This window comes from Pseudomonas sp. LTJR-52, from assembly GCF_003691465.1.
GTDB classification, from domain to species: domain Bacteria; phylum Pseudomonadota; class Gammaproteobacteria; order Pseudomonadales; family Pseudomonadaceae; genus Chryseomonas; species Chryseomonas luteola.
The window spans coordinates 5,403,260-5,426,127 of sequence record NZ_CP033105.1; the positions used below are offsets into that span (position 1 = coordinate 5,403,260).

At 50.9% G+C, this 22,868-nt stretch carries 22 protein-coding genes and 3 pseudogenes; 14 read left to right on the top strand and 11 right to left on the bottom strand.

Annotated elements, in window-relative coordinates:
• Nucleotides 1–5 precede the first annotated feature (5 nt).
• Nucleotides 6–328: pseudogene (locus tag EAW52_RS25110) on the bottom strand (transposase); the annotation flags it as partial.
• Between the two features lie 232 nt (nt 329–560).
• Here EAW52_RS25110 and EAW52_RS25115 point away from each other — a divergent pair.
• Nucleotides 561–2,231 carry a GMC family oxidoreductase gene (locus EAW52_RS25115; RefSeq protein WP_122044557.1) on the top strand — a complete coding sequence of 557 codons (1,671 nt, stop codon included), beginning with the start codon at nt 561–563 and terminating at the stop codon, nt 2,229–2,231.
• Between the two features lie 355 nt (nt 2,232–2,586).
• Nucleotides 2,587–3,675 (top strand): annotated as a pseudogene (locus EAW52_RS25120) (IS5 family transposase).
• A gap of 417 nt (nt 3,676–4,092) precedes the next feature.
• On the opposite strand, the gene EAW52_RS25125 reads toward EAW52_RS25120, so the two are convergent.
• From EAW52_RS25125 to EAW52_RS25155, 7 genes are all read right to left on the bottom strand, one after another.
• Nucleotides 4,093–4,851: an SDR family NAD(P)-dependent oxidoreductase gene (locus EAW52_RS25125; RefSeq protein ID WP_122044558.1), complete on the bottom strand. Its 759-nt coding sequence runs from the start codon at nt 4,849–4,851 to the stop codon at nt 4,093–4,095.
• Nucleotides 4,852–4,891: 40 nt separating this feature from the next.
• The gene (locus EAW52_RS25130) at nt 4,892–5,929 is read right to left on the bottom strand and encodes an NAD(P)-dependent alcohol dehydrogenase (protein WP_218567912.1); all 1,038 of its coding nucleotides are present in this window, start codon (nt 5,927–5,929) and stop codon (nt 4,892–4,894) included.
• 209 nt (nt 5,930–6,138) lie between these two features.
• A complete protein-coding gene (feaR, locus tag EAW52_RS25135) occupies nt 6,139–7,083 on the bottom strand; it encodes a transcriptional regulator FeaR (RefSeq protein ID WP_122044560.1) in 945 nt (314 codons plus the stop codon).
• A gap of 139 nt (nt 7,084–7,222) precedes the next feature.
• Nucleotides 7,223–7,534: an EthD family reductase gene (locus EAW52_RS25140; RefSeq protein WP_122044561.1), complete on the bottom strand. Its 312-nt coding sequence runs from the start codon at nt 7,532–7,534 to the stop codon at nt 7,223–7,225.
• Between the two features lie 22 nt (nt 7,535–7,556).
• A complete protein-coding gene (locus EAW52_RS25145; RefSeq protein WP_122044562.1) occupies nt 7,557–8,471 on the bottom strand; it encodes a transporter in 915 nt (304 codons plus the stop codon).
• A gap of 46 nt (nt 8,472–8,517) precedes the next feature.
• Nucleotides 8,518–10,146, bottom strand: a complete 1,629-nt coding sequence (locus EAW52_RS25150; RefSeq protein ID WP_122044563.1) for an NAD(P)/FAD-dependent oxidoreductase — start codon at nt 10,144–10,146, stop codon at nt 8,518–8,520.
• 11 nt (nt 10,147–10,157) lie between these two features.
• Nucleotides 10,158–11,048: an alpha/beta hydrolase gene (locus tag EAW52_RS25155; protein ID WP_122044564.1), complete on the bottom strand. Its 891-nt coding sequence runs from the start codon at nt 11,046–11,048 to the stop codon at nt 10,158–10,160.
• Nucleotides 11,049–11,369: 321 nt separating this feature from the next.
• Between EAW52_RS25155 and EAW52_RS25160 the strand changes: the two are divergent.
• From EAW52_RS25160 to EAW52_RS25180, 6 genes and pseudogenes are all read left to right on the top strand, one after another.
• Nucleotides 11,370–12,507, top strand: a pseudogene (locus tag EAW52_RS25160) (IS3 family transposase).
• A gap of 421 nt (nt 12,508–12,928) precedes the next feature.
• Nucleotides 12,929–13,402: a hypothetical protein gene (locus EAW52_RS25165; protein WP_122044565.1), complete on the top strand. Its 474-nt coding sequence runs from the start codon at nt 12,929–12,931 to the stop codon at nt 13,400–13,402.
• An 88-nt stretch (nt 13,403–13,490) separates the two neighbouring features.
• Complete coding sequence (locus EAW52_RS25170; RefSeq protein ID WP_256680687.1) at nt 13,491–13,811, top strand: hypothetical protein; 321 nt, start codon at nt 13,491–13,493, stop codon at nt 13,809–13,811.
• Nucleotides 13,812–14,119: 308 nt separating this feature from the next.
• Nucleotides 14,120–14,296 (top strand): hypothetical protein, encoded by a 177-nt coding sequence (locus EAW52_RS26130; RefSeq protein ID WP_162997736.1) that lies wholly within the window; start codon nt 14,120–14,122, stop codon nt 14,294–14,296.
• A 30-nt stretch (nt 14,297–14,326) separates the two neighbouring features.
• Nucleotides 14,327–14,473: a hypothetical protein gene (locus EAW52_RS26135; RefSeq protein ID WP_162997737.1), complete on the top strand. Its 147-nt coding sequence runs from the start codon at nt 14,327–14,329 to the stop codon at nt 14,471–14,473.
• A 79-nt stretch (nt 14,474–14,552) separates the two neighbouring features.
• Nucleotides 14,553–14,732: a hypothetical protein gene (locus tag EAW52_RS25180; RefSeq protein WP_162997738.1), complete on the top strand. Its 180-nt coding sequence runs from the start codon at nt 14,553–14,555 to the stop codon at nt 14,730–14,732.
• Between the two features lie 112 nt (nt 14,733–14,844).
• Here EAW52_RS25180 and EAW52_RS25185 read toward each other — a convergent pair whose 3' ends face one another.
• The gene (locus EAW52_RS25185) at nt 14,845–15,714 is read right to left on the bottom strand and encodes a LysR family transcriptional regulator (protein ID WP_122044569.1); all 870 of its coding nucleotides are present in this window, start codon (nt 15,712–15,714) and stop codon (nt 14,845–14,847) included.
• Nucleotides 15,715–15,902: 188 nt separating this feature from the next.
• Between EAW52_RS25185 and EAW52_RS25190 the strand changes: the two genes are divergently transcribed.
• From EAW52_RS25190 to EAW52_RS25210, 6 genes are all read left to right on the top strand, one after another.
• Complete coding sequence (locus EAW52_RS25190) at nt 15,903–16,613, top strand: AzlC family ABC transporter permease (protein ID WP_122044570.1); 711 nt, start codon at nt 15,903–15,905, stop codon at nt 16,611–16,613.
• Nucleotides 16,610–16,918 (top strand): AzlD family protein, encoded by a 309-nt coding sequence (locus EAW52_RS25195; protein WP_122044571.1) that lies wholly within the window; start codon nt 16,610–16,612, stop codon nt 16,916–16,918. The genes EAW52_RS25190 and EAW52_RS25195 overlap by 4 nt, the downstream gene beginning before the upstream one ends.
• Nucleotides 16,919–17,389: 471 nt before the next feature.
• A complete protein-coding gene (locus tag EAW52_RS25200) occupies nt 17,390–18,697 on the top strand; it encodes an MFS transporter (protein WP_122044572.1) in 1,308 nt (435 codons plus the stop codon).
• Nucleotides 18,698–18,710: 13 nt separating this feature from the next.
• Entirely contained in the window at nt 18,711–18,863 is a 153-nt protein-coding gene (locus tag EAW52_RS26140; protein WP_162997739.1) for a hypothetical protein, read from the top strand.
• Nucleotides 18,864–18,890: 27 nt separating this feature from the next.
• The gene (locus EAW52_RS25205; protein ID WP_122044573.1) at nt 18,891–19,823 is read left to right on the top strand and encodes an AraC family transcriptional regulator; all 933 of its coding nucleotides are present in this window, start codon (nt 18,891–18,893) and stop codon (nt 19,821–19,823) included.
• A 27-nt stretch (nt 19,824–19,850) separates the two neighbouring features.
• The gene (locus EAW52_RS25210) at nt 19,851–20,840 is read left to right on the top strand and encodes a carbohydrate kinase (protein ID WP_122044574.1); all 990 of its coding nucleotides are present in this window, start codon (nt 19,851–19,853) and stop codon (nt 20,838–20,840) included.
• A 94-nt stretch (nt 20,841–20,934) separates the two neighbouring features.
• Here EAW52_RS25210 and EAW52_RS25215 read toward each other — a convergent pair whose 3' ends face one another.
• The gene (locus EAW52_RS25215) at nt 20,935–21,708 is read right to left on the bottom strand and encodes an L-iditol 2-dehydrogenase (protein WP_122044575.1); all 774 of its coding nucleotides are present in this window, start codon (nt 21,706–21,708) and stop codon (nt 20,935–20,937) included.
• A gap of 45 nt (nt 21,709–21,753) precedes the next feature.
• Nucleotides 21,754–22,851, bottom strand: coding sequence for an ABC transporter ATP-binding protein (locus EAW52_RS25220; protein WP_122044576.1), 1,098 nt, complete (start codon nt 22,849–22,851; stop codon nt 21,754–21,756).
• Between the last annotated feature and the right edge of the window lie 17 nt (nt 22,852–22,868).

The window sequence follows — 22,868 nt, forward strand, 5'->3', positions numbered from 1 at the left end:
TCGGAGCGCAGTTGATCAATCAACGCGAGCGCTCGTGCTCCTCGGCCATCAAGAGCGCGGTAGCCTTTTTAATTATGAATTTTTCCCGTTCCAGCCTGTTGATCCTGGCCTCCAGTTCCTGAATCTTCAGCCGTTCAGCTGTCAGGGCTTTGCTGGTCGGGGTCATGCCGTTTCGCTCCTGTTGGAGCTGGTTTACCCATCGGCGCAGGGCGGACTCGACCAGCCCAAGCGGGCGGGCTGCCTCGATACAACTGTAGCCCTGATCGAGCACCAGGGCAGCAGCTTCGCGTTTGAACTCAGGCGTAAAGGAACGACGTTGCCTGGTCATCAGACACCTCTCTTTGGCGAGCATACTCGCCTAAATCGGTGTCCGTGATCAGTAGACCACTACAAAGCAACCTAACCGGCTTCTCATCGAGGCGGACTTATCCTAAAAGAAAGCGCTTGTTGGCCTGCTCTTTATTTTGCATCGGAACGCAACTATGGCACGGAGAGTCAAGCTCAGTTACCGAAAGAAGCATTCAATATAACCAGCTCAATAATAAAAGAGAGAGCCTGGTATGTCCCTTTCTCATCGACGTTTTGACTATATTGTGGTAGGCGCTGGATCGGCAGGTTGCGTATTGGCCAACCGTCTTTCAGCAGACCCTAAGGTCTCCGTATGCCTAATCGAAGCAGGTCCGTCCGATAAGCAGTTTTTCCCTGGATTTTATGTTCGAATGCCAGCCGGAATTCTTCGCCTGATCGCCAATCCGAAATGGAATTGGATGTACGAGATCATGCATAGTGCTGACGGAGCTAATATGCCCTGTCCCCGCGGCAAGCTTTGGGGCGGATCCAGCGCTATCAATGGAATGATCTATATTCGAGGTAATCGGGCTGATTATGACCATTGGAAGGCGCTTGGGAATAACGGTTGGGGTTATGACGATGTGCTCCCTTATTTCAAAAAGTCTGAAAATTTCGAACCTGCCCTAAGCGAGTGGCATAATCAGGGCGGAGAACTAAATGTCGCCGAGCAACGGGCGCACAGCTCTATTAACAATGTGTTCTTCGAAGCCGCCGATGAGCTTGGTTGGCCACATAATAACGACTTCAATGCGGGCGAGCAGGAAGGCATCGGCTATTACCACGTCACCCAAAAGAACGGCGAGCGTTGCAGCGCAGCCCATGCTTTCCTCCATCCAATTCTGCATCGTAGTAATCTGACAGTTATCAGCGGTGCCGTTACTAACAAGGTGTTATTGGAAGGTAAGCGTGCAATTGGCGTTGAGGTCAGTCAAGCTGGATCACTTTATAAACTATCGGCAGATCGTGAAGTAATTCTGAGTGCAGGTGCGATCAACTCACCGCAGATACTTCTCTTGTCCGGTATTGGCCCAAGTGACGAGCTGGCGAAGCACGGTATCGTGCTTCGCCATGAACTACCAGGGGTAGGCTGTAATCTACAGGATCACCAGGATGTATGCCTGATGTACCAGACTGATAAGCGTATTGGCTTCAGCAGCTCCATTACAGGCTGGCTGCCGCTGATAAGGTCGCCCTTCAAGTATTATCTAGGAGGACGTAAAGGGCCATTGACATCAAACTCTGTGGAATCAGGCGGTTTTTTACGTTTACGCCCAGACTCAGAGACCCCTGACATTCAGTTCCATGTTGCGCCGGCTCTAAAAAATCAACCTGATCGAGTCATCCCGCTAGGCCATGGCTTTAGCATTCATGTATGCGCCTTACACCCTAGAAGCCGTGGACGGGTAACGATTCGCTCTTCAGATCCTCATGCCAAGCCGTTAATAGAGGCTAATTTCTTAAGTGCCCCCGATGACTTGGCTGTTCTAGTAGCTGGCGTTAAGAAAGTACGTGAACTTACTTCAACCCGATCCTTTTCCCGCTATATCTCAGGTGAGCTACTTCCTGGGGCTGATATACGAACCGATGAGCAGATTGCCAACTGGGTTAAGACCAACATAGGCACGGTTTATCATCCAGTTGGTACCTGCAAGATGGGAAATGACTCGATGGCGGTGGTGGACGAACAGCTACGTGTTCACGGGATTGAAGGTCTACGGATCGCAGACGCATCGATTATGCCAACCCTGATTACAGGTAATACCAATGCTCCTGCTATCATGATTGGTGAAAAGGCTGCTGATATGATCCTTAATCCAAGCGCTACAGCATTACTATCAACGAGGCCACTTGCCATGATGAAAGATGAATTAGTCGAATGATGTTTAAAGGCCTCGTCTATACCTCATATGATAAGGTTTATAGCCACTGGCCTTAAACAACTGACATATGGATTATTAGGCTTTGTCCTGGAAGGGGGCAGGTAGTGGGGTTAGATAAACGTGCAGCTAGCCTTCTACTCATTTGGCATCAGCCCTGGCAAAGGCTGACGAGCATGCGTATTGCTTCTTGTGATTGCCACGATCAGCTAAACGTTTATGCGAATGCTAACTGGACAACTGCTGACAAACTAAGAGGGAGTAGACAAAATATACTTGGAGTAAGCTGACCCTCTGGTTTCAAGCCTTTGGGGGTCTGTTTATGACTAAGCATAACAGGACTGAAGAAGCCTCAGCTATGGTCAATCGGGGTGGTCGCCCTCGAGCACTCACGCCTTCCCATATTCAAGTATTGCTCAAAATCGTGGCTGAGCATCCACAGGCATCGCTCGATGAGATCGCTAACGAACTCTACCGCCAGAGCGGGCTACAGGTGTGTTCCGCTACGATTAGACGCTGCCTACGTGCTCAGGGCATCGTACGGTTAAAGGTCAAACGTCACGTCTACACACCCGCTCAGGCAGGTAAACGCTATGGCTATACCCAGGCCCATCGTCGTGAACAGGTGACGCCCTATAGTACAAGCCTCACTGATGCCGAGTAGGCTCTGGTTGCTGATCTTTTCGAACGTGACCCTGGTACCCGTGGAACTCCGCCCCGTTACGCTCGACGTGAGCTGGTCGATGCCTGCTGTTATGTGCTGCGTACCGGCTGTGCCTGGCGTCTGCTTCCTACATCATTTCCACCCTGGCAGGCCGTCTATAAATCCTTCGCACGCTGGGTAGAGGCTGGTACCTTCGAGCAACTGCAGGATCGCCTTCGTGAACAATGGCGCCAGCGCATGGGCCGCGGCGTCCAACCCAGCGCTACGGTCATTGATGCGCAATCGACTCGTGCTTCCCCTCAAGGCGGTGAAAGCGGCTTTGACGCTGGGAAAAAGGTCAAGGGTAGAAAGCGCCACCTGATCGTCGATACCCTGGGCGTATTGGTAGCCATAACGATCACAGCGGCTAATGTTCAGGATCGTGATGCGGCAGCGGCTGTTGTTGAGAAGGCCTGCAATAAGGTGCCATGTATGCAGAGGCTCTATGCTGACGGCGCTTATGGAGGAAGTCGTGCCCGGGCGATCGAAAACGCTCATGCGCTTGTGGTCGAAGTGGTACGGCGACCGGGCAATGGCGCTACCGGAACCTTGCAAACGGCTCTGGCTCTGCCTGAGAGAGGAGCTGGTTTCACTGTTCTGCCGAAGCGCTGGGTCGTAGAACGTACCCATGCTTGGATTGAGCGTTGGCGACGTACCATCATGCATCATGATCGCAAGCTCTCGGTCGCTGCAGCCTGGGTATGGCTAGCTAATGCGCGTATCTTGCTCAATAGAGTGGCTTGAAAGGTTTTGTTTTGTCTACACCCTCTAATTTAAGATTATTATATATCGATAGTCTTCGATACCTGCTTTTTTGTGTCCGGCATACCATAAGTCCGCTACTCAACATGAACCTTTGATCGGGCCGATGACATGCTTGAATACTTTTTTAAGTGTAGTCCGGTAGGCCGACATAATGTTTCGATAGCCAGAGAGGTTAGGACGCCATGCTGACAGAGTCAGATCAGTTGACGGGTCATGCTTCGAAGTGGTTCATGCCACTCATCAAGCGCATTACAAGCTATTGTAATTCAGCTCAGGGCAACCCGTCGTGCAGCAAGAGCGGTCTCGCGGCAGACCAAACAGCCGCAGCTCTTTTTAACCGATCCAAACCTCTCCTTCCTAGGACCTAGCATGTAAAGGTACTGCACTTAGAAGGGTTTACTGGGCTAGATACCCTCCGTCTATAGGGTAGTAGGTGCCGGTAGCAAACGAAGCCGCTTCGCTTGCTAGCCAGACTACAATAGACGCTACTTCTTCTGGTGTGCCGAGACGTCCGAAGGCATGTTTACTTTCAAGCATTCCACGCGTTGCTGCGTCCAATCCTTCGAGCAGGGGGGTATTGATAAATGCCGGACCTACTGCGTTAATACGAATGCCTTCTTTTGCATATTCCCATGCGGCTGTCTTGGTCAGGCCAAGCACGCCATGCTTGGCTGCGACATAAGCAGGCGTATTGGGGAATCCTACTTGGCCCAAGATTGAGGCCATATTAATGATGCTACCGCCGTTGCCAATGACACGCATCGCCTGAATCTCGGCGCGTTGGCACAGAAAAACGCTAGTGAGGTTGACGTCAATAACTCTCCGCCACTCATCGACCGGATAATCGCCGCTAGGAGCATGCTGACCTCCAAGGCCGGCATTGTTAACAGCAATGTCTAAGCTGCCCAACTCATCTACTGTGCGTTTTACCGCTGCGTCTACTGCCGTATAGTCAGTAACGTCCAGCGCTACGCCCATGGCCTTAACTCCTCGAGAGCGCAGCGACGTAACAACTTTGTCCAGTTTATCCTGCTGCAGATCCCATACTGATATATGCGCACCGGAGCAGGCGAGGAGTTCGGTTACTGCTAGGCCAATACCAGACACGCCGCCGGTAACAATAGCAACCTTGCCATTAAGTCGATAATCAATCATGGACCTTCCTAACTTGAAGTTAATTACAGTATCTATTTGGTCAAGGTACTAAAACCGCACGCCCCCGGATCTTGCCTTCCTGTAATTGCTTATAGACGTCATTGGCTATTTCGAGCGGAAACGATTCAACCGTAGTCCTGATACGTCCAGCCTCAGCAAGTGCAATGACTTCCATCAGTTCAGTACGTGATCCCCAATAGGGGATATTTACTTGGGTACCGAATGGGGGTGTATTAGCTGAGTAATGCAACGTCCCACCCCCTAAGCCGACTATTGAAATCCGACTATTACGTCCTACTACGTTAGCTGCAAGATCGACAGTGGGTTGCGCGCCTACGAAATCGAGCGCAACGGTTACCCCGCGCTGGCCAACGATATCGCGGATTTCTTCTTGGGCAGTCTTTTGCTGCGTGTTGATCACATGGGTAGCACCAAGTTCACAAGCGTGCTTGAGCTTGGCGTCATCAATATCAGCTGCAATGACGCGTGCCGGGGTCAATGCACGCAGGATTTGCACTGCCATGTGTCCTAGTCCTCCGACGCCAATAACAAGTACCGATGCGTCGGGAGTCAAAGCAGGCAACACGGCTTTAATCGCATGGTATGGAGTAAGAGCGGCATCGCTAAGAGGGGCAGCTGATATGGGATCGAGGTTGCCAAGCGAGACCAGCAGGCGGGCCGAAGGCACTATCATATAATCAGCCATTCCGCCGTCTGAACCCAAACCGCCGCCCATGCTTGCAATATTTGCATGATGCTCACAATAATTCTCTGCCGAGGCCTGGCAGCTATGGCATGTACCACAACCCCATGGGCCATAGACAGCTACAGCATCACCTTCTTTCCAATCCTTAACCCCCTCCCCAAGAGCGGCTATCCAGCCGGCATTTTCATGCCCCAGCGTAAAATTGGTAGCAGGACCAATGCCGTGCTCAATGACGTGCAGGTCAGAGTGGCATACACCTGCTCCACCGATACGGATCAATACTTCACCCGGACCGGGCGCAGGGATCGGAGTATCAACAATCTCAGGTTGACGTCCGCTCTCGATAAAGCGAACCGCTCTCATAGTTCTCATTAGTTGTGTTTTGCTCCTGTGTAGATATATAAATGGCTACTTATAGACAGTAATGATTAGATAACGAAAAGCTCTGCCCACGTGGCAAAAACCTCTAATCTGCTTTATCTTGCTATCAATATTAAGTTAAAACAATAATTCAAAAATTCCAGGGTTTATTGCTGATATAATTTTTATAGGTACAGCGTATGAGCGCTAGAAATATATATTTAAATTCGATAACTGCGCGGTGTGCAGGAAAATTGATGTCTAAAAGCTCTACTAAAGTTAGACGCACTAGTAAATCCCCAGCGCTGTGCAATCTCAGCAATAGATAAGTGATGCAGAGTGGCATCTCGGAGATCCCGTGCACAACGCTCTAGGCGGGTACGCTGGATATAGCTATAAATACTATCGTCGGTGCCCTCAAATATCCGATACAGTTGACGTAAAGACATACCTAACTGCTTAGCTACCCGTTCTGAATTAAGGCTTGGGTCAAAGATATTGTTGTGGATAAACTGCTGTGCGTAATGAAGTAGCTTGTCGTTAGGAAGTTCATTTAGAATATGAGTGGTAGCAGCCCTCTCGTCACACATTACAGGAGTGAGTAGCTTAATAATGGCTTCATGCATTGCCTGACTTTCCTGCTCTTTAGCTTCATTATTATCTATATTCTGTAGCGTGCTTAGCTGAGTATAAATCAGCTTTAAGAAATGGCCACAAACGCCATTTTGTGGAAGTTTTCCATAGGCCTGGCGACTATGTGGTAAGTGGCTATAGAGAATATCACGCGATAAATGCATGGCATCGTGTTCGACTAGGCCTAAGGGCAATAGCTCTGAAGCTCCGGCCGAATCAATAAGTGCAATATCGCCGGGGTTTAATTCCAGGGTGTGGTCAAATTGTCTAACACGTGTTCTACCGCTGCGTTGCATAATAAGAAAGCAGTGTTGGTCTCCATCCTGGTTTTTCCAAGGCGAAGGGCGTGCAAGTTGCTGGACGTTAGTTCGGACACGGCTGATTTCAAGACCTGGAAGACCATGACTCGAAATGTCGCCGATAAAAAGCCAACCTTTTAGAGAAGTACGAGCATAAAAGCGACTCCCGCACTTCATTCGAATCGTTTCGATCCAGCTCTGAAAGCGCTCTTTTTCAGGATGGGCAGCAGGCATAGATGCACTCCTTACTCTATTATTGTTATGTGTTTAATACGGATGGTTATGTTGGCATCAAGTACTACTCCCAACATAACCATGTATCCATCGAATCTAACTTCAAAACCGGCCCTTTCCTAGGGACTGGCCTGTCCTTTTACTTACCGAGTGTCGCAACCTCTGATACCAGTATAAGCGGTATCTCCTGCGCATAATTTGAAACATCGGTTGCCAGTTGCTGCCCCTGAACACTTTGCACTGACGCCTGTAAAGTGGCTAAGTCGGGAAAATACGCTTCAAAGAGACAGAACCAAGGTGCGGGTTCGCCGTTGATTAGCTGAGGAAAGCTGTATTCGAAGCGGATGAGATCGGGCAGCTGTGGCACTAAAGGAATATGCTGGTTTATGTAATAGTCCTCAAAGTGTGCCGGATCGCTTGGTCTATGATAAAAAATGCTGAGCTTATGCATAAATAAGGGCCGTTAGTAGGAGCTAGAGAAGTTTGACCAGACGAAACGTAAAACCGTAATCCTGCTTAAATCCACCAACAGTATCGAGATCTCGGCTCAACTCAGCGCCAAGCTGGACGGTTGGGCTGACAAAGGTTGAATAAAATAGCCGAATCCGATCGAATTCATTACGGGTACCGGTGGAAACGTCAGCTAGGTATTCCTTTCCGCCCCAACTTCCTTGATAGCCAATGGCCCAGGTAGTTAATGGCTTAGGGTTATACTTCATCCAAACTTGCAGCGTAGAGACATGATCCTTCTTTAATTCTTGACCAAACGCGTTGGCATCATCGTTTGCCGAGAACCACGTAGTATCACCAATAACTTCCAAATCTATTTTCGGTGCAAGACGCTGCACTGCATTAACTTGCCAGGAAGCGCTCCAACGGTTGGAGCCTAGGTTTAATGTTTTATCGTGATCGTAATGACCAGTAGGTGGAGAAATAAATAATGATGTACCGAGATACTGCCCTTTATCAGGGCGGTTAATCGGCCAGAATCCAAGCTGTAGTTGAGGGTCTCCTAATTGCCAGGAGTCCCGACTTAGATTATTTCCTCCTATAGAGGCATGATTGATTTCACCATAGGGTTGCAAAATATTGGCAATAAATGTCTTGCCACCAAATTCAAACCAGTACGCATATCGAAAGATACTAATATTGCTTAGTAACTCAGTATCGTTGCTAATCGTCCGGCCATGTACAGGATGGTAGGAAGTGGAATAGTTATGCAATTGATAGAATACCAAGGCGTGAGTGCCTGGCGTTACCGGAACCGAGTCGTTAGGCATAACCTCAATAGCAGCAGCTGGAAAAGCGGTAGTGCTCAGCATAAAAGCAGCTGCTAATCGAACAAAACGGGATGCTGCAACGTTAATGTTCTCTACGAACGGATGCATATGTCACCTTGTTATTATTAGATATGCAGACAGAATTTCTAGTTATCTAACTAAACTTAAAGCCTCGATAGCCACTGCTAGCCACGTCGTTACATATCTTTCGGTAGTTACCTACTCCGCCTATGTAGGGCATAAAAACGCGTGGTTTTCCTGGGACGTTTGCTCCGAGGTACCAAGAGTTTCCCTTAGGGAAGAGAGTAGAGTTAGCTACCTCGTTAACATGGGTGACCCAGTTATCTTCTGCACTATTCTCGGCCTCAATGCGCTGCCAGCCGTTTTGTGTTATCCAGGCCAAGCAGTCAGCGATCCATTCCACATGCTGCTCAATCGAGACGAACATGTTGCTGAGCACAGCCGGGCTGCCAGGGCCGGTTACAGTAAATAGATTGGGGAAACCTGCCATTGATAAGCCCAAGTACGTATGTGGGCCGTCGCGCCATTTATCTTGCAGGCTGTCTCCTTGCCGGCCACGTATATCAATAGCCAGTAAAGCGCCGGTCATGGCGTCATAGCCAGTGGCAAAGACAATGCAGTCTAGCTTCTGTGTGTCTACTACGGTTTCTATGCCATCGGGTGTAATTCGTTCAATGGGGGTTCGCTTCAGATTAACGAGGCTGACGTTGTCTTGATTAAATGCTTCGTAATAGCCCGAATCGATGCATAGCCGTCTTGTGGCAATATGTTGGTCCTTAGGAATGAGCTGCTCAGCCAACGCCGGATCTTTTATCTTGCCCCGTATTTTTTCAGCGACAAACTCAACAAGCGTTTGATTGGCTTCTTCATTGACAAGAATGTCGTTAAAAGCTGACATCATTGCGAATGGAGCTCCGCGATTGTAAATCTCTTCATAGACGCGCCAGCGCTCTACTGGGCTGACATTCAAAGCAGACTCGTTGTAGCTAACGAAGGGAATGCCTCCAAGAGTGTTTTCACGCGCGATACGTCTGTGCTTGGAGTAATCTGCCTTTAGACGTTGTACATGCTTTTCATTGAGCGGTGCGTTATGCGCGGGAAGACTAAAGCTGGGTGTCCGTTGATAAACAAAAAGGTGCTCTGCTTGCTGCGCAAGGATAGGCATCACCTGGATTCCAGAAGAACCTGTGCCAATTAGACCGACGCGCTTACCTGTAAAGTCGACAGGGGTATGAGGCCAATCGGCCGTGTGATACACCTCTCCAGTAAAACTCCCCAACCCTGGAATATCGACCGGCTTAGGCACAGACAGACAGCCACTGGCCATGACAACGAAGCGACTGGTAAGACGATCACCTGTTTTAGAGGTTGCATGCCAGAGGCTCGCCTGCTCATCATAATGCAGTGCGCTTATCTGCGTATTGAAGCGAATGTAAGGGCGTAAGCCGAAACGGTCTGCCACATGCTTGGCATATTTTAAGATTTCCGGCTGGCTGGCAAAGCGCTCGGACCATTCCCATTCTTGCTGTAGGTCCTCATCAAACGAATACGAGTAATCGGTACTCTCTACATCACAGCGCAAACCTGGATAACGGTTCCAGTACCAGGTTCCGCCAACGTCCTCTCCCTTTTCGAACACTTGCGTTTTTAGTCCCAGTTGGAGTGCTTTGCGTAGCATATACATGCCAGCCCAGCCGGCTCCCACAATGATTAGGTCCACAGACGCGACGGCGTGCTCGCGCTCAAGCGAAGCTTCAGACATGGAAGGTATTCCTATTTTTGTTGGGAAAGAACAAACCGACCGATTGCGTTCAAGGCAAGCCTGGCCTCGGAAAGGTGCGCGCTGAAAAGTTGCCAAACGTGAACCATGCCTGGCCAAATGCTCAGTTCTACTGATACGTCTACCAAGCCTGCCCGCTCGGCTATACGCACGGCATCGCTTAAGAGTATTTCGCGGGACCCTACCTGAATTAGCATGGGGGGAAGACCAGTTAGATCACTGTAAAGAGGCGAGGCCAAAGGCGTGTCAGGAGGTAGGTCTTTCAGGTAGAGAAGAGAGGATTTACGAAGACCTGCTTCGGTCAGTAATGGATCACGCTCAGCTTGGCGGGTCAGGCTTTCGCCCGTCATGGCAAGGTCGGCCCACGGAGAAAGTAAGACGACATTACCAGGTAACGGCAAGCCTTTTTCCCTTGCAGATACCAGTAGCGCCAGACTTAAACCACCGCCAGCCGAATCACCGATCAGACTGATATGGCTGGCCTCGTATCCTTGATTTAGAAGATCTTGGTAGACAGTTAAGACATCATTCACCGCAGCGGGATAAGGGTGTTCAGGAGCCAGACGATAGTCCGGAATGAAGCAGGGCGCTTGACAAGTATTAGCTAAGGCAGCGCCAAGGGATCTGTAACTTGTTGATCCGCCAAATACATAGGCACCGCCGTGTAGATAAAGAAGGATGCGTCCACTGTTTAGATGGGGAGCATCTACCCATAGTCCTTCGATTGAGCCAATGGCGCGGCTACTTAGGTTCAACCGAGAATCATAGGGCAGTGGCTCCAACATAGCATCGAATTTTCGACGGATTTCATGGGGCTCATCTGAAAGATCGGGTGCTTGGTCTTTAGCAGCCATCAACAGTTGTTGTAGTTCAAGCTGACTCATCGCTGTGATCTCTTGTTCTTATTTAATACTGAGCGGTAGTGACCTTGTAAAAAGGCACATAGGAGAGGTGTATCGTGGGCAAAGCGGCTGAATAGAACTTGATTATCTATGCCTGTTTTCTTCACATCTTCTGCCAGAAGCTAGGGGGTCACTGCTGTTAATGCTTGGAAAAGCTTGCTGAGGTTGACTCAATGATCTGGGTCAACCAAAACTAGAAAATTCCGGCATGATGAATCTTGTAGTGGTCAACTAATGACCTGCTCCCCGATTTCAGTACCACGCTGAACTTAGTAGAGTCCGTTTTCTGCGCAGGAGACGGCAATGAAAAAGCGTTTTACGGAAGAACAGATTCTCGACTTTCTCAAGCAGGCAGAGGCCGGTGTGCCGGTGAAGGAGCTGTGCCGACGGCACGGCTTCAGTGATGCCTCGTTCTACACCTGGCGTGCCAAATTCGGTGGCATGACCGTGCCAGACGCCAAGCGACTCAAGGATCTCGAACTGGAGAACAGCCGGCTGAAAAAGCTGCTGGCCGAAGCCCATCTGGATATCGAGGCACTGAAGGTAATCGTTCGGGGAAAAGGGTAAGCCCGACAGCACGGCGGGGGGCGGCGCAGGAGATGCAGGCCAGAACCGGCATCTCCTGCGCCGTGCCTGTCAGCTGATCGGGCTGTCTCGCTCGGTACTGCGCTATCAACCCCGCTCCAGCGAGCAAAACATCAGGCTACAAACCCAACTCGTGGAGCTGGCACAGGAGCGTCGGCGCTTTGGCTACCGGCGCCTGCATATCCTGCTGCGGCGGGCTGGCATGCAGGTCAACCATAAGCGGATCTATCGCCTGTACCGGGCTGCCGGTTTGATGGTGCAGCGCCGGAGGCGCCGCCACGGTGTCGCCGTAGAGCGCGAACGGCTGAGTCTGCCGAGCGCGCCGAATCAGGTGTGGTCGATGGACTTCGTCTTCGATGCACTCAGTACGGGGCGGAGGATCAAATGTCTGACGGTGGTCGATGATTTCACCAAGGAGGCGGTGGGTATCCTTGTGGATCACGGTGTCAGCGGCTTTCGCGTTACTCGCGCATTGGATGAAATGGCCCGATTCCGCGGTTACCCCAAGGCAATCCGCACCGACCAGGGCCCCGAATTCACCGGCAAGGCACTTGATCAATGGGCCTATCAGCGCGATGTCAAGCTGAAGCTGATTCAGCCTGGCAAGCCCACACAGAATGCGTTCATCGAATCATTCAACGGCAAGTTTCGGGATGAATGCCTGAACGAGCACTGGTTCTGCTCATTGGCCGAGGCCAGAATCCGCATCGCGGCCTGGCGAAGGGACTACAACGAACACCGACCGCACAGCGCTATCGGTAATAACACCCCGGCAGAGTTCGCTGCGCATTGGCGAGCGAGCCAGCACCAATCGCAACACGAAATATTAATATCAACCCCAGGGCCTACTAAATAGGCAGCGGTACTAAAACTGGGGGCAGGTCACTAATCCCGGACACGACGTTAAGTTTTTTCTCGGCCTGAGCTGGGGCCAGTCCATTGTTGAATTGGTGCGGTCTAATCCAGTTGTACCGATGCATCAGGTCAGGGTCTCGGTCTTGATGTGCTCAACCGAGATCATGGGTAGGTTCATTGTTGCCTGCAGCGCAAGGAACGTCACATCACTGAAAGCTGAGCTCTTTGGAGAAGACTGCGCCCCAACATCCCAGTTGAAGACCAAGGCAGGCGATCAAATCGGCACTTGGTTTGGTAGCAAATAAATCTCTAAATGGGGGAAAGTGGATGCAGCGTAGCGGATTGCCAAGTTAAATTTCAAAGCTGAAACGGTAGGTCAGTCCTATCAGTTCTATGCACTTGGGTTGATAAGAGGGAAAGGTGTGTACGCTGAAATCCATCCAGACCATGGAATCACTCGAAACCGGACCGACGACGGCTGGTATGTAGCTCCTATCCGGAGCGGGGAGTCTCCCAAGGCCTTTTTCGATGCGGCATACTCTCACGCTCCCAACGCCAGCTATGCAGCTGCCAAGGCGTACAACGATGCCTTGCGCCCATATACCGAAGCAGTACGCCACTATCGACACCAGCGCAGCGATAAAGGCCGTCCTGACCTACCTGTAGGAATCACGCTGGCCACGCGTACAAAGCTCAACCGGGGCGGCAAGGGCTCACAGCTGCTCTACAGCTTCAAGGTGACGCCCTTGAGAGGAAAGCCGGTGAATGTCTATATAGGTACCGCCAATACCTGGGAGGCTCATTTTGCCAAGGCGCTGGAGAGGGCCATAGGTATAAGGGAAAAGAGTCGAGAGGCATTATTGAAGCCTGCTCACACGAATATTGCTCGCGCTTGATAGCCTGGTTTCTGCCTGACTTGCATTTCACCAAACTCGTGAGAAGCTGATTTCATATCAACGGATGGAAGAGTTAGAGGAAATCAAAGTGACAACGACATACAGATCTCAGGTAATGCGAGGCATTGAGCTTTTGGAGCTCTGCCAAAAACTACAGTCCGAAAAAGATGGTGTAGACCGGCCATATCCTCTTTCCATCGTTAAGAGTAAAAAGCTTGATCAGTTCGCATTGGATGTAGAGAACGCAATTGTTTGGATGTCTTCAATCCTGAAACTGTATCCGCAATCGCAAAAGCTGGCCGCATTGGGTAAAGAGCTTGAAGCACAGGGAAAGATCAAGCTGGAGGCTGGAGACAGCTATAGCGAGGTGGCGCTGGATTATCTGTGTCATCAGCATGGGGTCGCTTGATTAAGGATTGGGCCAATGATCGAATCAGATCTACCAGACAAGCCAGAGGATATTGCATCCCGGCAGGCAGTCTATACACTAAGAAAGACGGCACTTGAAATTGAAAAGCTAAGCCTAGAAGCTGAGGTTTGAGGAATACCGGCCTGCAGCTGAGAAAGAAAAGCTGATGGAAGAAATTGCCAAGCTGCGAAGCGATAGAGCCTACCAGAAATGGGAGAGAACGCAGAAACTGGTCACTATGGTCGCGGCTATCAGCGCAGCAGTTGCTACCGGTGCAACCGCCTTCTACAAGGTTCAGGAGTACCAAGATGCTAAACCCGCAAGAATCACCCAAGACCAAGGCTCAGCGAGACTTCCAGAACTTCATGCACCAAGTCGAAGCGCGCCAAAGCCACAGTAGCTTCATACCGTGGGCCGCTGCAATACTTAGCATTCCGGTCATAGTAGGGGCATCCTATGCCTTGTTTCGGATTACCAGCGGCTAACCCGAACCCAAATTCCAAAGGCTCCTAAACATGATCAATAAGCAGCAACAGCCGTTGAAAAGCCCGTATCGGAGCGAGCAGGAGTTTCAAACGTTCCTGGCCAAGATCGATCATCAACAGTCCAAAAGTAGCCTGGCCCTGATTGCCAAGGCAGGTGTTGCTGGGGTCCAATGGTAGTAGCTGGTGCTTATATACTTCACTGGATTTCATCGTGACGATCCAGTATCTGCCGTGCTTAAAGCACGAAAGGTCTACTATGAGCACCAAACAACAGTTCAAGAACCCATACCTGAACGATCCGCAGAAGGTTCAAAGCATCATCCATCAGATGCAGAAAAACCAAAGAAATAGCTTTGTTCCGCTTTTGCAAGCGACTGCGATTGCTGTCCCAGTTATCGGCGGTGGCATATTCCTTCTGTATAAGCTGTTAATCTGAGTAGCATTCCAAACTTCAAGGCTCCCTAAGAGAGCTGTCCCCTGCTATTGCATGAACCCCTTGTGTAAGGTCATGTAGACTAGGTTTAACAAGATGATCCTGGGCCTTAGACTCAATGCGCGGCAGAGTGTCTTAACGTCTTGATTAGCAGTTCATGTAGACTATCAACAGCTGCAGAGCCTTGCGAGGCACGGCAGCGATAAACAGATACCTCCATTGGTTCAAGCGGACCCAGTCCATGCTCACTGCCTAATATTGCTAGGTGCCGCGGTGCGCTGCATTGAGTCAGCACTGCTATAGCCAGGCCGCTCTCAACAGCCGCAATCTGACCGGCCAAACTTGAGCTGTTATAGACGACCTTGTAACGACGCCCCTGCAAAGCCAATGAATTAATGGCGCTTCGTCTTGCCAGGCTAGTGCTCTCATACACCGCAATCGGTAGCGGATCACGTCTCCAGGCTTCAAATTGAGGTGAACCAATCCATACCATGGGTTCATGAAACAGTAAGGTTCCACGACGTGGGTGATCCCTTGATACTAATGCAAGGTCCAGATCGCCACGCTCAACCCGAGGAATCAAAGAAGTTGACTGTTCGCAGTCCAATTCAATTTCGACCGCGCCGTAGTGATGTGCAAAACGCTTGAGCACTGGAGTTAGGTATTTGGCAGCATAATCATCGGGGACGCCAAGCCTTACACGCCCGGTTAACTGATTTCCATGAAATACAGCCTGTGCTTCGTTATGTAAATCCAGCATTCGCCGAGCATAACCCAAGAGCATCTGACCATCAGCCGTAAGCTGATGACGCCGAGCGTCTCGTACAAGCAGTTGACGTCCCACCGCAGTCTCAAGCTTTCTGATTTGCATACTTACCGCAGACTGAGATCGATGCACCTGGGTGGCAGCGTTGGACATTGACCCAGCATCTACTACCGCAATAAAGCACTTTAGCCAGTCAATCTGAAGATCCTGAGGGTACATCTTTATCTCAAGTATTAGTTTAGCGAATAGCACCATGCTGAATTATGCACTTTTCGAAAATAAAAGTCAGGGAGATACTGCTGATCTGCTCACGTATGTTGGAGTGCCCAAACCATGATCTAAGACGAGTACCTTTTGAAAGCACGCACGTCTCTGATTTCTAGAGTTAAAAGAAAGGATCATTTGTTTTGTCTAGTATTGATACAGATCTGCACATACTCACCTCCGATGATATTTGGCGCGGCTTTAAACAACTGATTCCTATCTCTCTTTTTGTTGTTGTATTCGGGATCGCCTTTGGTCTCGCCGCAGCACAGTCAGGATTAACCAATACTTCCGTCGTCGCGATGAGTACCTTGGTGTTTGCAGGCGCAGCGCAATTTGCAGTCTTAGATTTATGGGGTGATCACGTACCGCTTATCCCTATGATAATTACTGTGTTCGCCATTAATGCCCGGCATCTTCTAATGGGGGCGACGCTGTACCCTTGGATGCGCACTCTATCGCCAGCCAAGCGCTATGGCGTAATGCTTGTTGTATCGGACGCTAATTGGGCAATGTCGATGCAGGCCTTTAGTCGTGGGCAACCTGGCTTGGGCTTGTTATTTGGCGGCGGCCTTGCCTTGTGGCTTTCGTGGATATTCGGCAGTTGGCTAGGTCTTCGTTTTGGCAGTGCTATTCATGACCCAGTCGGCTTGGGACTGGATATGGTAATGGGCTGCTTTCTGCTGGCTATGGTAATTGGTGGGCAGAAGAACCTGCGGATGTTGATTATCTGGATTGTCGCTGCCTGTTCATCGCTCCTGGCTTATAAATACTTGCCCGCCAATAGCCATGTCGTCGTAGGCGCATTCGCTGGGGGTATTTTGGGCGCTATATGGATGGAGAAAACTAGATGAGTATTGAAACGGCAGGCGCCGGCACGTTAATCATTGTGCTCATCATGGCCGTGGTAACGTTAGCGACCCGTTGGGGCGGGGTATTTGTAATGTCTTTTGTCCCCATTAACTTGAGGGTCCAACAGTTTATTAGTGCTATGTCGGGATCGGTTCTAGTCGCGCTTCTAGCCCCGCTAGCGCTTGAAGGCGACAATGCCGCGCGCTTGGCTTTGTTGACTACGGCACTAACGATGCTGCTAACGAAAAAACCTCTGCCAGCCATCACAGCCGGCGTACTCGTAGCGGCCCTTTTTCGGCACCTTTGAACGGCTAATAAGGGCGTACGCATTTCATGTTGACGCCCTCAGGTACTGTAATCCCTTCTCTCGCTTAGCAGTCGGCTAGAGGTGTTTTCCGGTGGGTGATGGTAATAGAACTTAAGCGGTTATCCCGCCTACTCGATAAGTTAGTTAACGCCAACCCAAGCGTTTCTTGCTCGATAAAGGTTTAACTAACTTCCTTATGTACGACCTCTATCCCATAGGGCTGCACAGCTTTGCCCAGGCAGGGGCGGAATGGCACTCAAGCTGGGAAAAGTGTTGCGGCCTAGCTGAATTTTACCTAACGCATCCGTCTTGAGTAGGCCAAACACTGCAAAAAAGTATCAGGAGAACGTTAACAAAGGGGCTAGCCGCTTTAGCTACTCCATCAGTAAGTTGATGCTGTCTTCTTCCAACCAATGTTGGCCCAAGGCCAGTTAGGAAGTTGAACTTACAAGTACAACAAAGGAAAGCGTTATGGTTAACCGCGAAGACTCACGCGGACTGCTCATGGGCATGCCGTTATGCCTGCTCTGGGGCTATGTCGCGATTGCTCTGTTCATGACCGGTGATGGGATTGAACTAGCCTTCTTATCACGTTATGTCGTCGACCTTGGCTTTTCTCCTACCCAAGCCTCGTTTCTCTTCACTGTCTACGGTTTACTGGCCGCGTTCTCTAGCTGGAGCTCTGGCGTACTGGCTGAGATTTTCGGACCGCAGCGTATCATGCGCATCGGTGTAGTGGCGTGGATAGCCTTTCATATCCTCTTCCTGACATTTGGTCTGGGCCAGGAAAATTACCTGCTCATGGTGGTGTTCTACGGCATTCGTGGACTGGCTTATCCACTGTTTATCTATGCCTTCCTGGTCTGGGTCGCTCAGGTCGCGCCGCGGGCAAGGCTTGCTTCGGCGATGGGTTGGTACTGGACCATGTATTCCATTGGTATTGGGTTTCTGGGCACCTACTTGCCAAGTTTCAGCATCCCACACATAGGCTTTATGGGAACGCTATGGATGGCCGTTGGCTGGGTGGCCATTGCCGGTGCGATGGTGCTGTTTCTGGTAAAGGGTCAACACGGCAGAGGAACGGCCAACACACTCACTTCGGCTGAACGGCTACGTGAGCTCAGCCGGGGCGTTACCATTTTGTTTGATAACCGCAGCATTCTGATTGCAGCGCTAGTTCGCATCATCTGTAATCTTACGCTGTTCGGTTTTCCGGTCATCATGCCACTGTTCTTAACTTCGTCAGAGGTAGGCTTCACGATGGAGCAGTGGCTTCGTATCTGGGGACTGGTATTTATCGTCACCATCTTTACTAATGTCATGTGGGGGCTGATTGGTGACCGCATTGGCTGGGTACGCCAAATGCGCTGGTTTGGCTGCGCGGGATGCGCACTGGCAACCCTATCGTTTTACTATCTACCTCATCTCTATGGCGCAAGCATTACTGCCGCTGTGATTGCGGCCGTTGCGCTGGGCATTGGCGTGTCGGCATTCGTTCCTATGGGGGCAATCTTTCCAGCCATGGCGCCTGAGCATAAAGGTGCTGCCATTTCCGCGCATAACCTGGCAGCTGGGCTCTCCAACTTCATGGGACCCGCTATTGCCACCTTGGCTATTTCCAGCGTTGGCGTTGAGGGCGTTGTCTGGATTTATGCCTCCTTGTATGCCGTTGGCATAGTGCTGACCTATTTTATCCATGTCGATCAGCCTGGCCTTGTCCAGAAAGCCAAACCTCATACACAGGTTGTCGGACGATCCACTGCACGTCATGCAGTTTGACCAGGGATTACTCATGGGGGAGTTGTTCACGGGAAAGCAGCAGGCGCTTGTTATCCGTAACATCAATTTACCAGAGGTTGGGCAGGCTAATGTTTGTATTCGTGCTTATCTGGTTGGACTCTGTGACAAGCTGGTGGCCAGTAGTAAGGTCACCTGTTTGGCCTGACGTCATTATGGGCGGAGCCTAGGGCAAATGAAGGACACGTTACTGAGTGATAGACGTCCAGAGCTGGAAGTGATCATTACCCAGCCAGAGCATAGTTTTAGATGGTATGAACACGATTACCCATACCCGCTTGCCCGCTGGAATCATCACCCCGAGTTTGAAGTTCATTTGATCCGCCAGGGCAATGGGAAATTACTTGCTGGGGACTATATTGGTCCCTTTGGCCCAGGCCATGTCGCGCTTATCGGGCCTGGTTTACCTCACGACTGGATCAGCGATTTAGGTGCAGAACAACATATCGCCGGCCGCGATGTCGTGTTGCAGTTCGATGGCGACACCTTATTGCGCTTAAGCGAGACGCTTCCTGAGCTGGGCAATCTCAGGAAGTTGTTTGCTCAGGCCAGACAAGGCATTGAGTTTACAGGAGATGCAGCCCGCAAAGCTGCTGAACTTTTGGAGCGTATAGGCCAAAGCCAAGGTCTGGGGCGGTTAGCTCTGTTCTTTTCCTTGCTGGAGGTATTGGCACTCGCCGATAAGGCCGAGCGCCATACGCTCGCTAGCCAATACTATGCTCCGATGCTCGATAGCCTTACGACCGCGCGTATGAATCAGGTCTTTGAGTACATTTTAAAAGACTTGTCTGGCGAGATTAGAATGTCCGAAATTGCTCAGCGCCTGAAGATGAGCGAGCCGTCTTTTTCCCGCTTTTTCAAGCGCACGTCTGGACATACCTTCGTAGACATTGTCCGTAAGCTACGTATTCAACGTGCGTGTCGTCTGCTTCTACAAAGTCAGAAAACCATAGCAGACATCTGTTTTGATGTGGGATATGCCAATTTGTCGAACTTCAATCGGCATTTCCGCTATGAGATGCATGAAACCCCTAGTGAATACCGGCACCGGTTTGCGCACGCATCCTCTAAACCGGTAATGGATAAGCGCGCGCAATCGAGCGTTTAAACGGCTCGTCAATTAAGGAGTAGCGTTATGTTTTTAGTCGGTGGCGAGGCGCTATTCGACCTGTTTGTAGAACCTCAAACAAGTTTTCTTCCTAGTCGAGTCGGGCTTAACGCTGTAGCGGGCGGATCTCCTTTTAATGTAGCAGTAGGCCTGAGCCGGTTGGGTATCAAGGCAGGCTTGTTGACGGGTCTTTCAACCGACTACTTGGGGAAACAACTTAGACAGGTCTTGCAAGAAGAAGGGGTGTCGACGCGTTATCTGGTGGAAGTAAATGCTCCGACTACGCTCAGCATGGTTACCGTAAATGAACAGGGCAGTCCTCACTACAGCTTTTATGGTGAGGCGGGAGCTGACCGGCAGTTAGCCCCCCACCATTTACCTGAGCTTGAGGCTGAGGTTCGAGGCGTTCATGTGGGTTCTTATTCCTTAGTAGTCCAGCCCACTGCCGACGCCTTATATCAGTTGGTGGCAGATGCTTCAAAAGAACGCCTGATCACTCTAGATCCTAATGTTCGCCTCAATGTCGAACCAGATGTTGGATTATGGCGCAAGCAGATTGCAGCGTTTGCTCAGCATGCCCATATCATTAAGGTCAGCGAGGAAGACCTGGAGTTGCTCTATCCTAATGAGGCTCCAGCAGTTGTAGCTCGTAACTGGCTAAGTAATCAGTGCCAGTGGGTGCTCCTTACGCACGGTGAAAAGGGGGTTAGCGTCTTCACTCGAAACCGAGGTGACTGGTTACATCCAGGGCGGCCATTGACGCCAGTGGATACAGTAGGGGCAGGGGATACCTTTCAGGCTGCCGTCATTGCCTTTCTAACTGAACAAGGGCTGGATCACCCAGCCTCAGTGGCAACTCTTGAGCAGGAGAGGATAGAGGCCATGTTGGCGTTTGCATGTGAGGCAGCCGCTTTAACCTGTACACGTCGTGGTCCAGACCTTCCGCGCCGGCACGAACTCCCAGTAATCACAGCCAACAGTTGGAATCATTCCACCAGCCTTTCTCAGGCTGTCTGAGATACTCACACCAAGTCGTTTTTTGCTAACGTTGGGGCATGATATTTTCAGTGCCCGCTGCCTTGTTAGACGCAGCGGGCACTATGAATGGGCCTTAGCTCATCCAGTTTCCACCATCGACGTTATAGGTCTGGGCCACCACGTAATCACTTTCAGATGAGGCCAAGAAAATAGCCATGCCTGTCAGGTCTTCGGCAGTTCCCATACGACCATAAGGCACTTCCTGTCCCACGAGTCGTTTCTTTTCACCAAGGGGGCGGTTCTCATATTTTGCAAACAACGCGTCGACGCCTTCCCAATGCTCACCATCAACCACTCCAGGCGCAATGGCATTTACATTTATCTTGTGCTTGATAAGGTTGAGGCCTGCCGATTGCGTCAGGCTGATCACTGCAGCTTTAGTGGCGCAGTACACAGCGACCAGTGCTTCTCCGCGGCGACCAGCCTGGCTGGCCATGTTAATAATTTTTCCACCTTGTCCCTGAGCAATCATTTGCTTGGCCGCAGCCTGCAGTGTGAAAAGTGTGCCAGCTACGTTTATTGAGAAAAGGCGATCATAGCTTTCACGCGTAATTTCGGTAATTGGTGCCAGATCAAACAATGCGGCGTTATTGACTAGGACATCGAGCCTGCCAGCCTTGTCAACAACAGCGGCAATCGTGCTATCAATTGAAGCCTGGCTGGTAACATCCATTTCGACCGCATAAGCATTTGGTCCTAGCTCGTCAGCCGTACGCTGAGCACGCTCAATATTAATATCTGCAATAGCAACAGTGGCGCCTTCACGGATATAAGCTTCAGCAAAGGTTCTGCCTATACCACGAGCAGAACCGGTGATGAGCACGCTCTTGTTCTCTAAACGTTTCATTTGTCTATCGTTCTCTTTTGAGGTGATTAGAAGGGTTTATAAAGCTCAGGCGGCCTGCTGCATGGCACGGCTTACCGCCTGGCCTTGCTCGTCGAACAGATGACAATAGTTGACGTCCACAACCAGCTTGAGGCGCTCGCCATAGGCACAGGAGAAATCCCCTGAGACACGTACCGTCAGTGGCTCGCCCGAGTCGGTGGTCATGTGGCAATAGGTATCGCTGCCCAGGCGCTCGGTAACATCCGTGGTCACGGAGAGCTGCCCTTGCGTTTCGATAATCAGATGCTCCGGACGAATGCCCAGGCTCACCTCATGGCCCACGGTCAAGTTGCGACCGTCACGGGGCAGGCGCAGGCGAGGCCCGCTGGCCAGCTCGATCTCGGTGGACTGGGCACCGGTCTGAGTCACCCTAGCCTTGAGAAAAGCCATCCTGGGCATTCCTAAAAAGCCTGCAACAAACAGGTTGGCCGGATGATGATAGAGCTCCAGCGGCGAGCCGACCTGCTCGACGCGTCCGCCATTGAGCACAACAACCTTGGTTGCCAGGGTCATGGCCTCTATCTGATCGTGGGTCACATAGATCATGGTGCCCTTGAGTTCCTGGTGCAGGCGTGCCAGCTCCAGGCGCATCTGTACGCGCAGGGCGGCGTCCAGGTTGGACAGCGGCTCGTCAAAGAGAAACACCTTGGGGTTGCGCACGATGGCTCGGCCAATGGCGACCCGCTGGCGCTGCCCTCCGGAGAGCTGGCGGGGCTTGCGATCAAGCAGGTGGCCCAGCTCCAGGATGCGTGCGGCCTCGTTAACTTTCTTCTCAACGTCCGCTTTGGCAATGCCCGCCAGGTCCAGCGCAAAGGACATGTTCTTGCGTACGGTCATGTGGGGATAAAGCGCATAGGTCTGAAACACCATGGCCAGGTCGCGCTTGGCGGGGCTGACCTCGGTAATGTCGCGGCCGTCCAGTTCGATGGTGCCACCGGTAACGTCTTCAAGCCCGGCAATCAGACGCAACAGAGTGGACTTGCCACACCCGGAGGGACCCACAAACACCACGAATTCACGGTCGTTGATGTCCAGATCGATACCCTTGATGATTTCGAGGGAATCGAAGCCTTTGTGCAGGTTGCGAATTTTTAGCGTAGCCATGCAAAAGTCCTCTTGTT

Bases quoted from the DNA above. Each gene is read 5' to 3' on its own strand.
- EAW52_RS25115 (WP_122044557.1), top strand. From the start codon at position 561: ATGTCCCTTTCTCATCGACGTTTTGACTATATTGTGGTAGGCGCTGGA.
- EAW52_RS25125 (WP_122044558.1), bottom strand. From the start codon at position 4,851: ATGATTGATTATCGACTTAATGGCAAGGTTGCTATTGTTACCGGCGGC.
- EAW52_RS25130 (WP_218567912.1), bottom strand. From the start codon at position 5,929: ATGAGAACTATGAGAGCGGTTCGCTTTATCGAGAGCGGACGTCAACCT.
- feaR (WP_122044560.1), bottom strand. From the start codon at position 7,083: ATGCCTGCTGCCCATCCTGAAAAAGAGCGCTTTCAGAGCTGGATCGAA.
- EAW52_RS25140 (WP_122044561.1), bottom strand. From the start codon at position 7,534: ATGCATAAGCTCAGCATTTTTTATCATAGACCAAGCGATCCGGCACAC.
- EAW52_RS25145 (WP_122044562.1), bottom strand. From the start codon at position 8,471: ATGCATCCGTTCGTAGAGAACATTAACGTTGCAGCATCCCGTTTTGTT.
- EAW52_RS25150 (WP_122044563.1), bottom strand. From the start codon at position 10,146: ATGTCTGAAGCTTCGCTTGAGCGCGAGCACGCCGTCGCGTCTGTGGAC.
- EAW52_RS25155 (WP_122044564.1), bottom strand. From the start codon at position 11,048: ATGAGTCAGCTTGAACTACAACAACTGTTGATGGCTGCTAAAGACCAA.
- EAW52_RS26130 (WP_162997736.1), top strand. From the start codon at position 14,120: ATGCTAAACCCGCAAGAATCACCCAAGACCAAGGCTCAGCGAGACTTC.
- EAW52_RS26135 (WP_162997737.1), top strand. From the start codon at position 14,327: ATGATCAATAAGCAGCAACAGCCGTTGAAAAGCCCGTATCGGAGCGAG.
- EAW52_RS25180 (WP_162997738.1), top strand. From the start codon at position 14,553: ATGAGCACCAAACAACAGTTCAAGAACCCATACCTGAACGATCCGCAG.
- EAW52_RS25185 (WP_122044569.1), bottom strand. From the start codon at position 15,714: ATGTACCCTCAGGATCTTCAGATTGACTGGCTAAAGTGCTTTATTGCG.
- EAW52_RS25195 (WP_122044571.1), top strand. From the start codon at position 16,610: ATGAGTATTGAAACGGCAGGCGCCGGCACGTTAATCATTGTGCTCATC.
- EAW52_RS25200 (WP_122044572.1), top strand. From the start codon at position 17,390: ATGGTTAACCGCGAAGACTCACGCGGACTGCTCATGGGCATGCCGTTA.
- EAW52_RS26140 (WP_162997739.1), top strand. From the start codon at position 18,711: ATGGGGGAGTTGTTCACGGGAAAGCAGCAGGCGCTTGTTATCCGTAAC.
- EAW52_RS25205 (WP_122044573.1), top strand. From the start codon at position 18,891: ATGAAGGACACGTTACTGAGTGATAGACGTCCAGAGCTGGAAGTGATC.
- EAW52_RS25210 (WP_122044574.1), top strand. From the start codon at position 19,851: ATGTTTTTAGTCGGTGGCGAGGCGCTATTCGACCTGTTTGTAGAACCT.
- EAW52_RS25215 (WP_122044575.1), bottom strand. From the start codon at position 21,708: ATGAAACGTTTAGAGAACAAGAGCGTGCTCATCACCGGTTCTGCTCGT.
- EAW52_RS25220 (WP_122044576.1), bottom strand. From the start codon at position 22,851: ATGGCTACGCTAAAAATTCGCAACCTGCACAAAGGCTTCGATTCCCTC.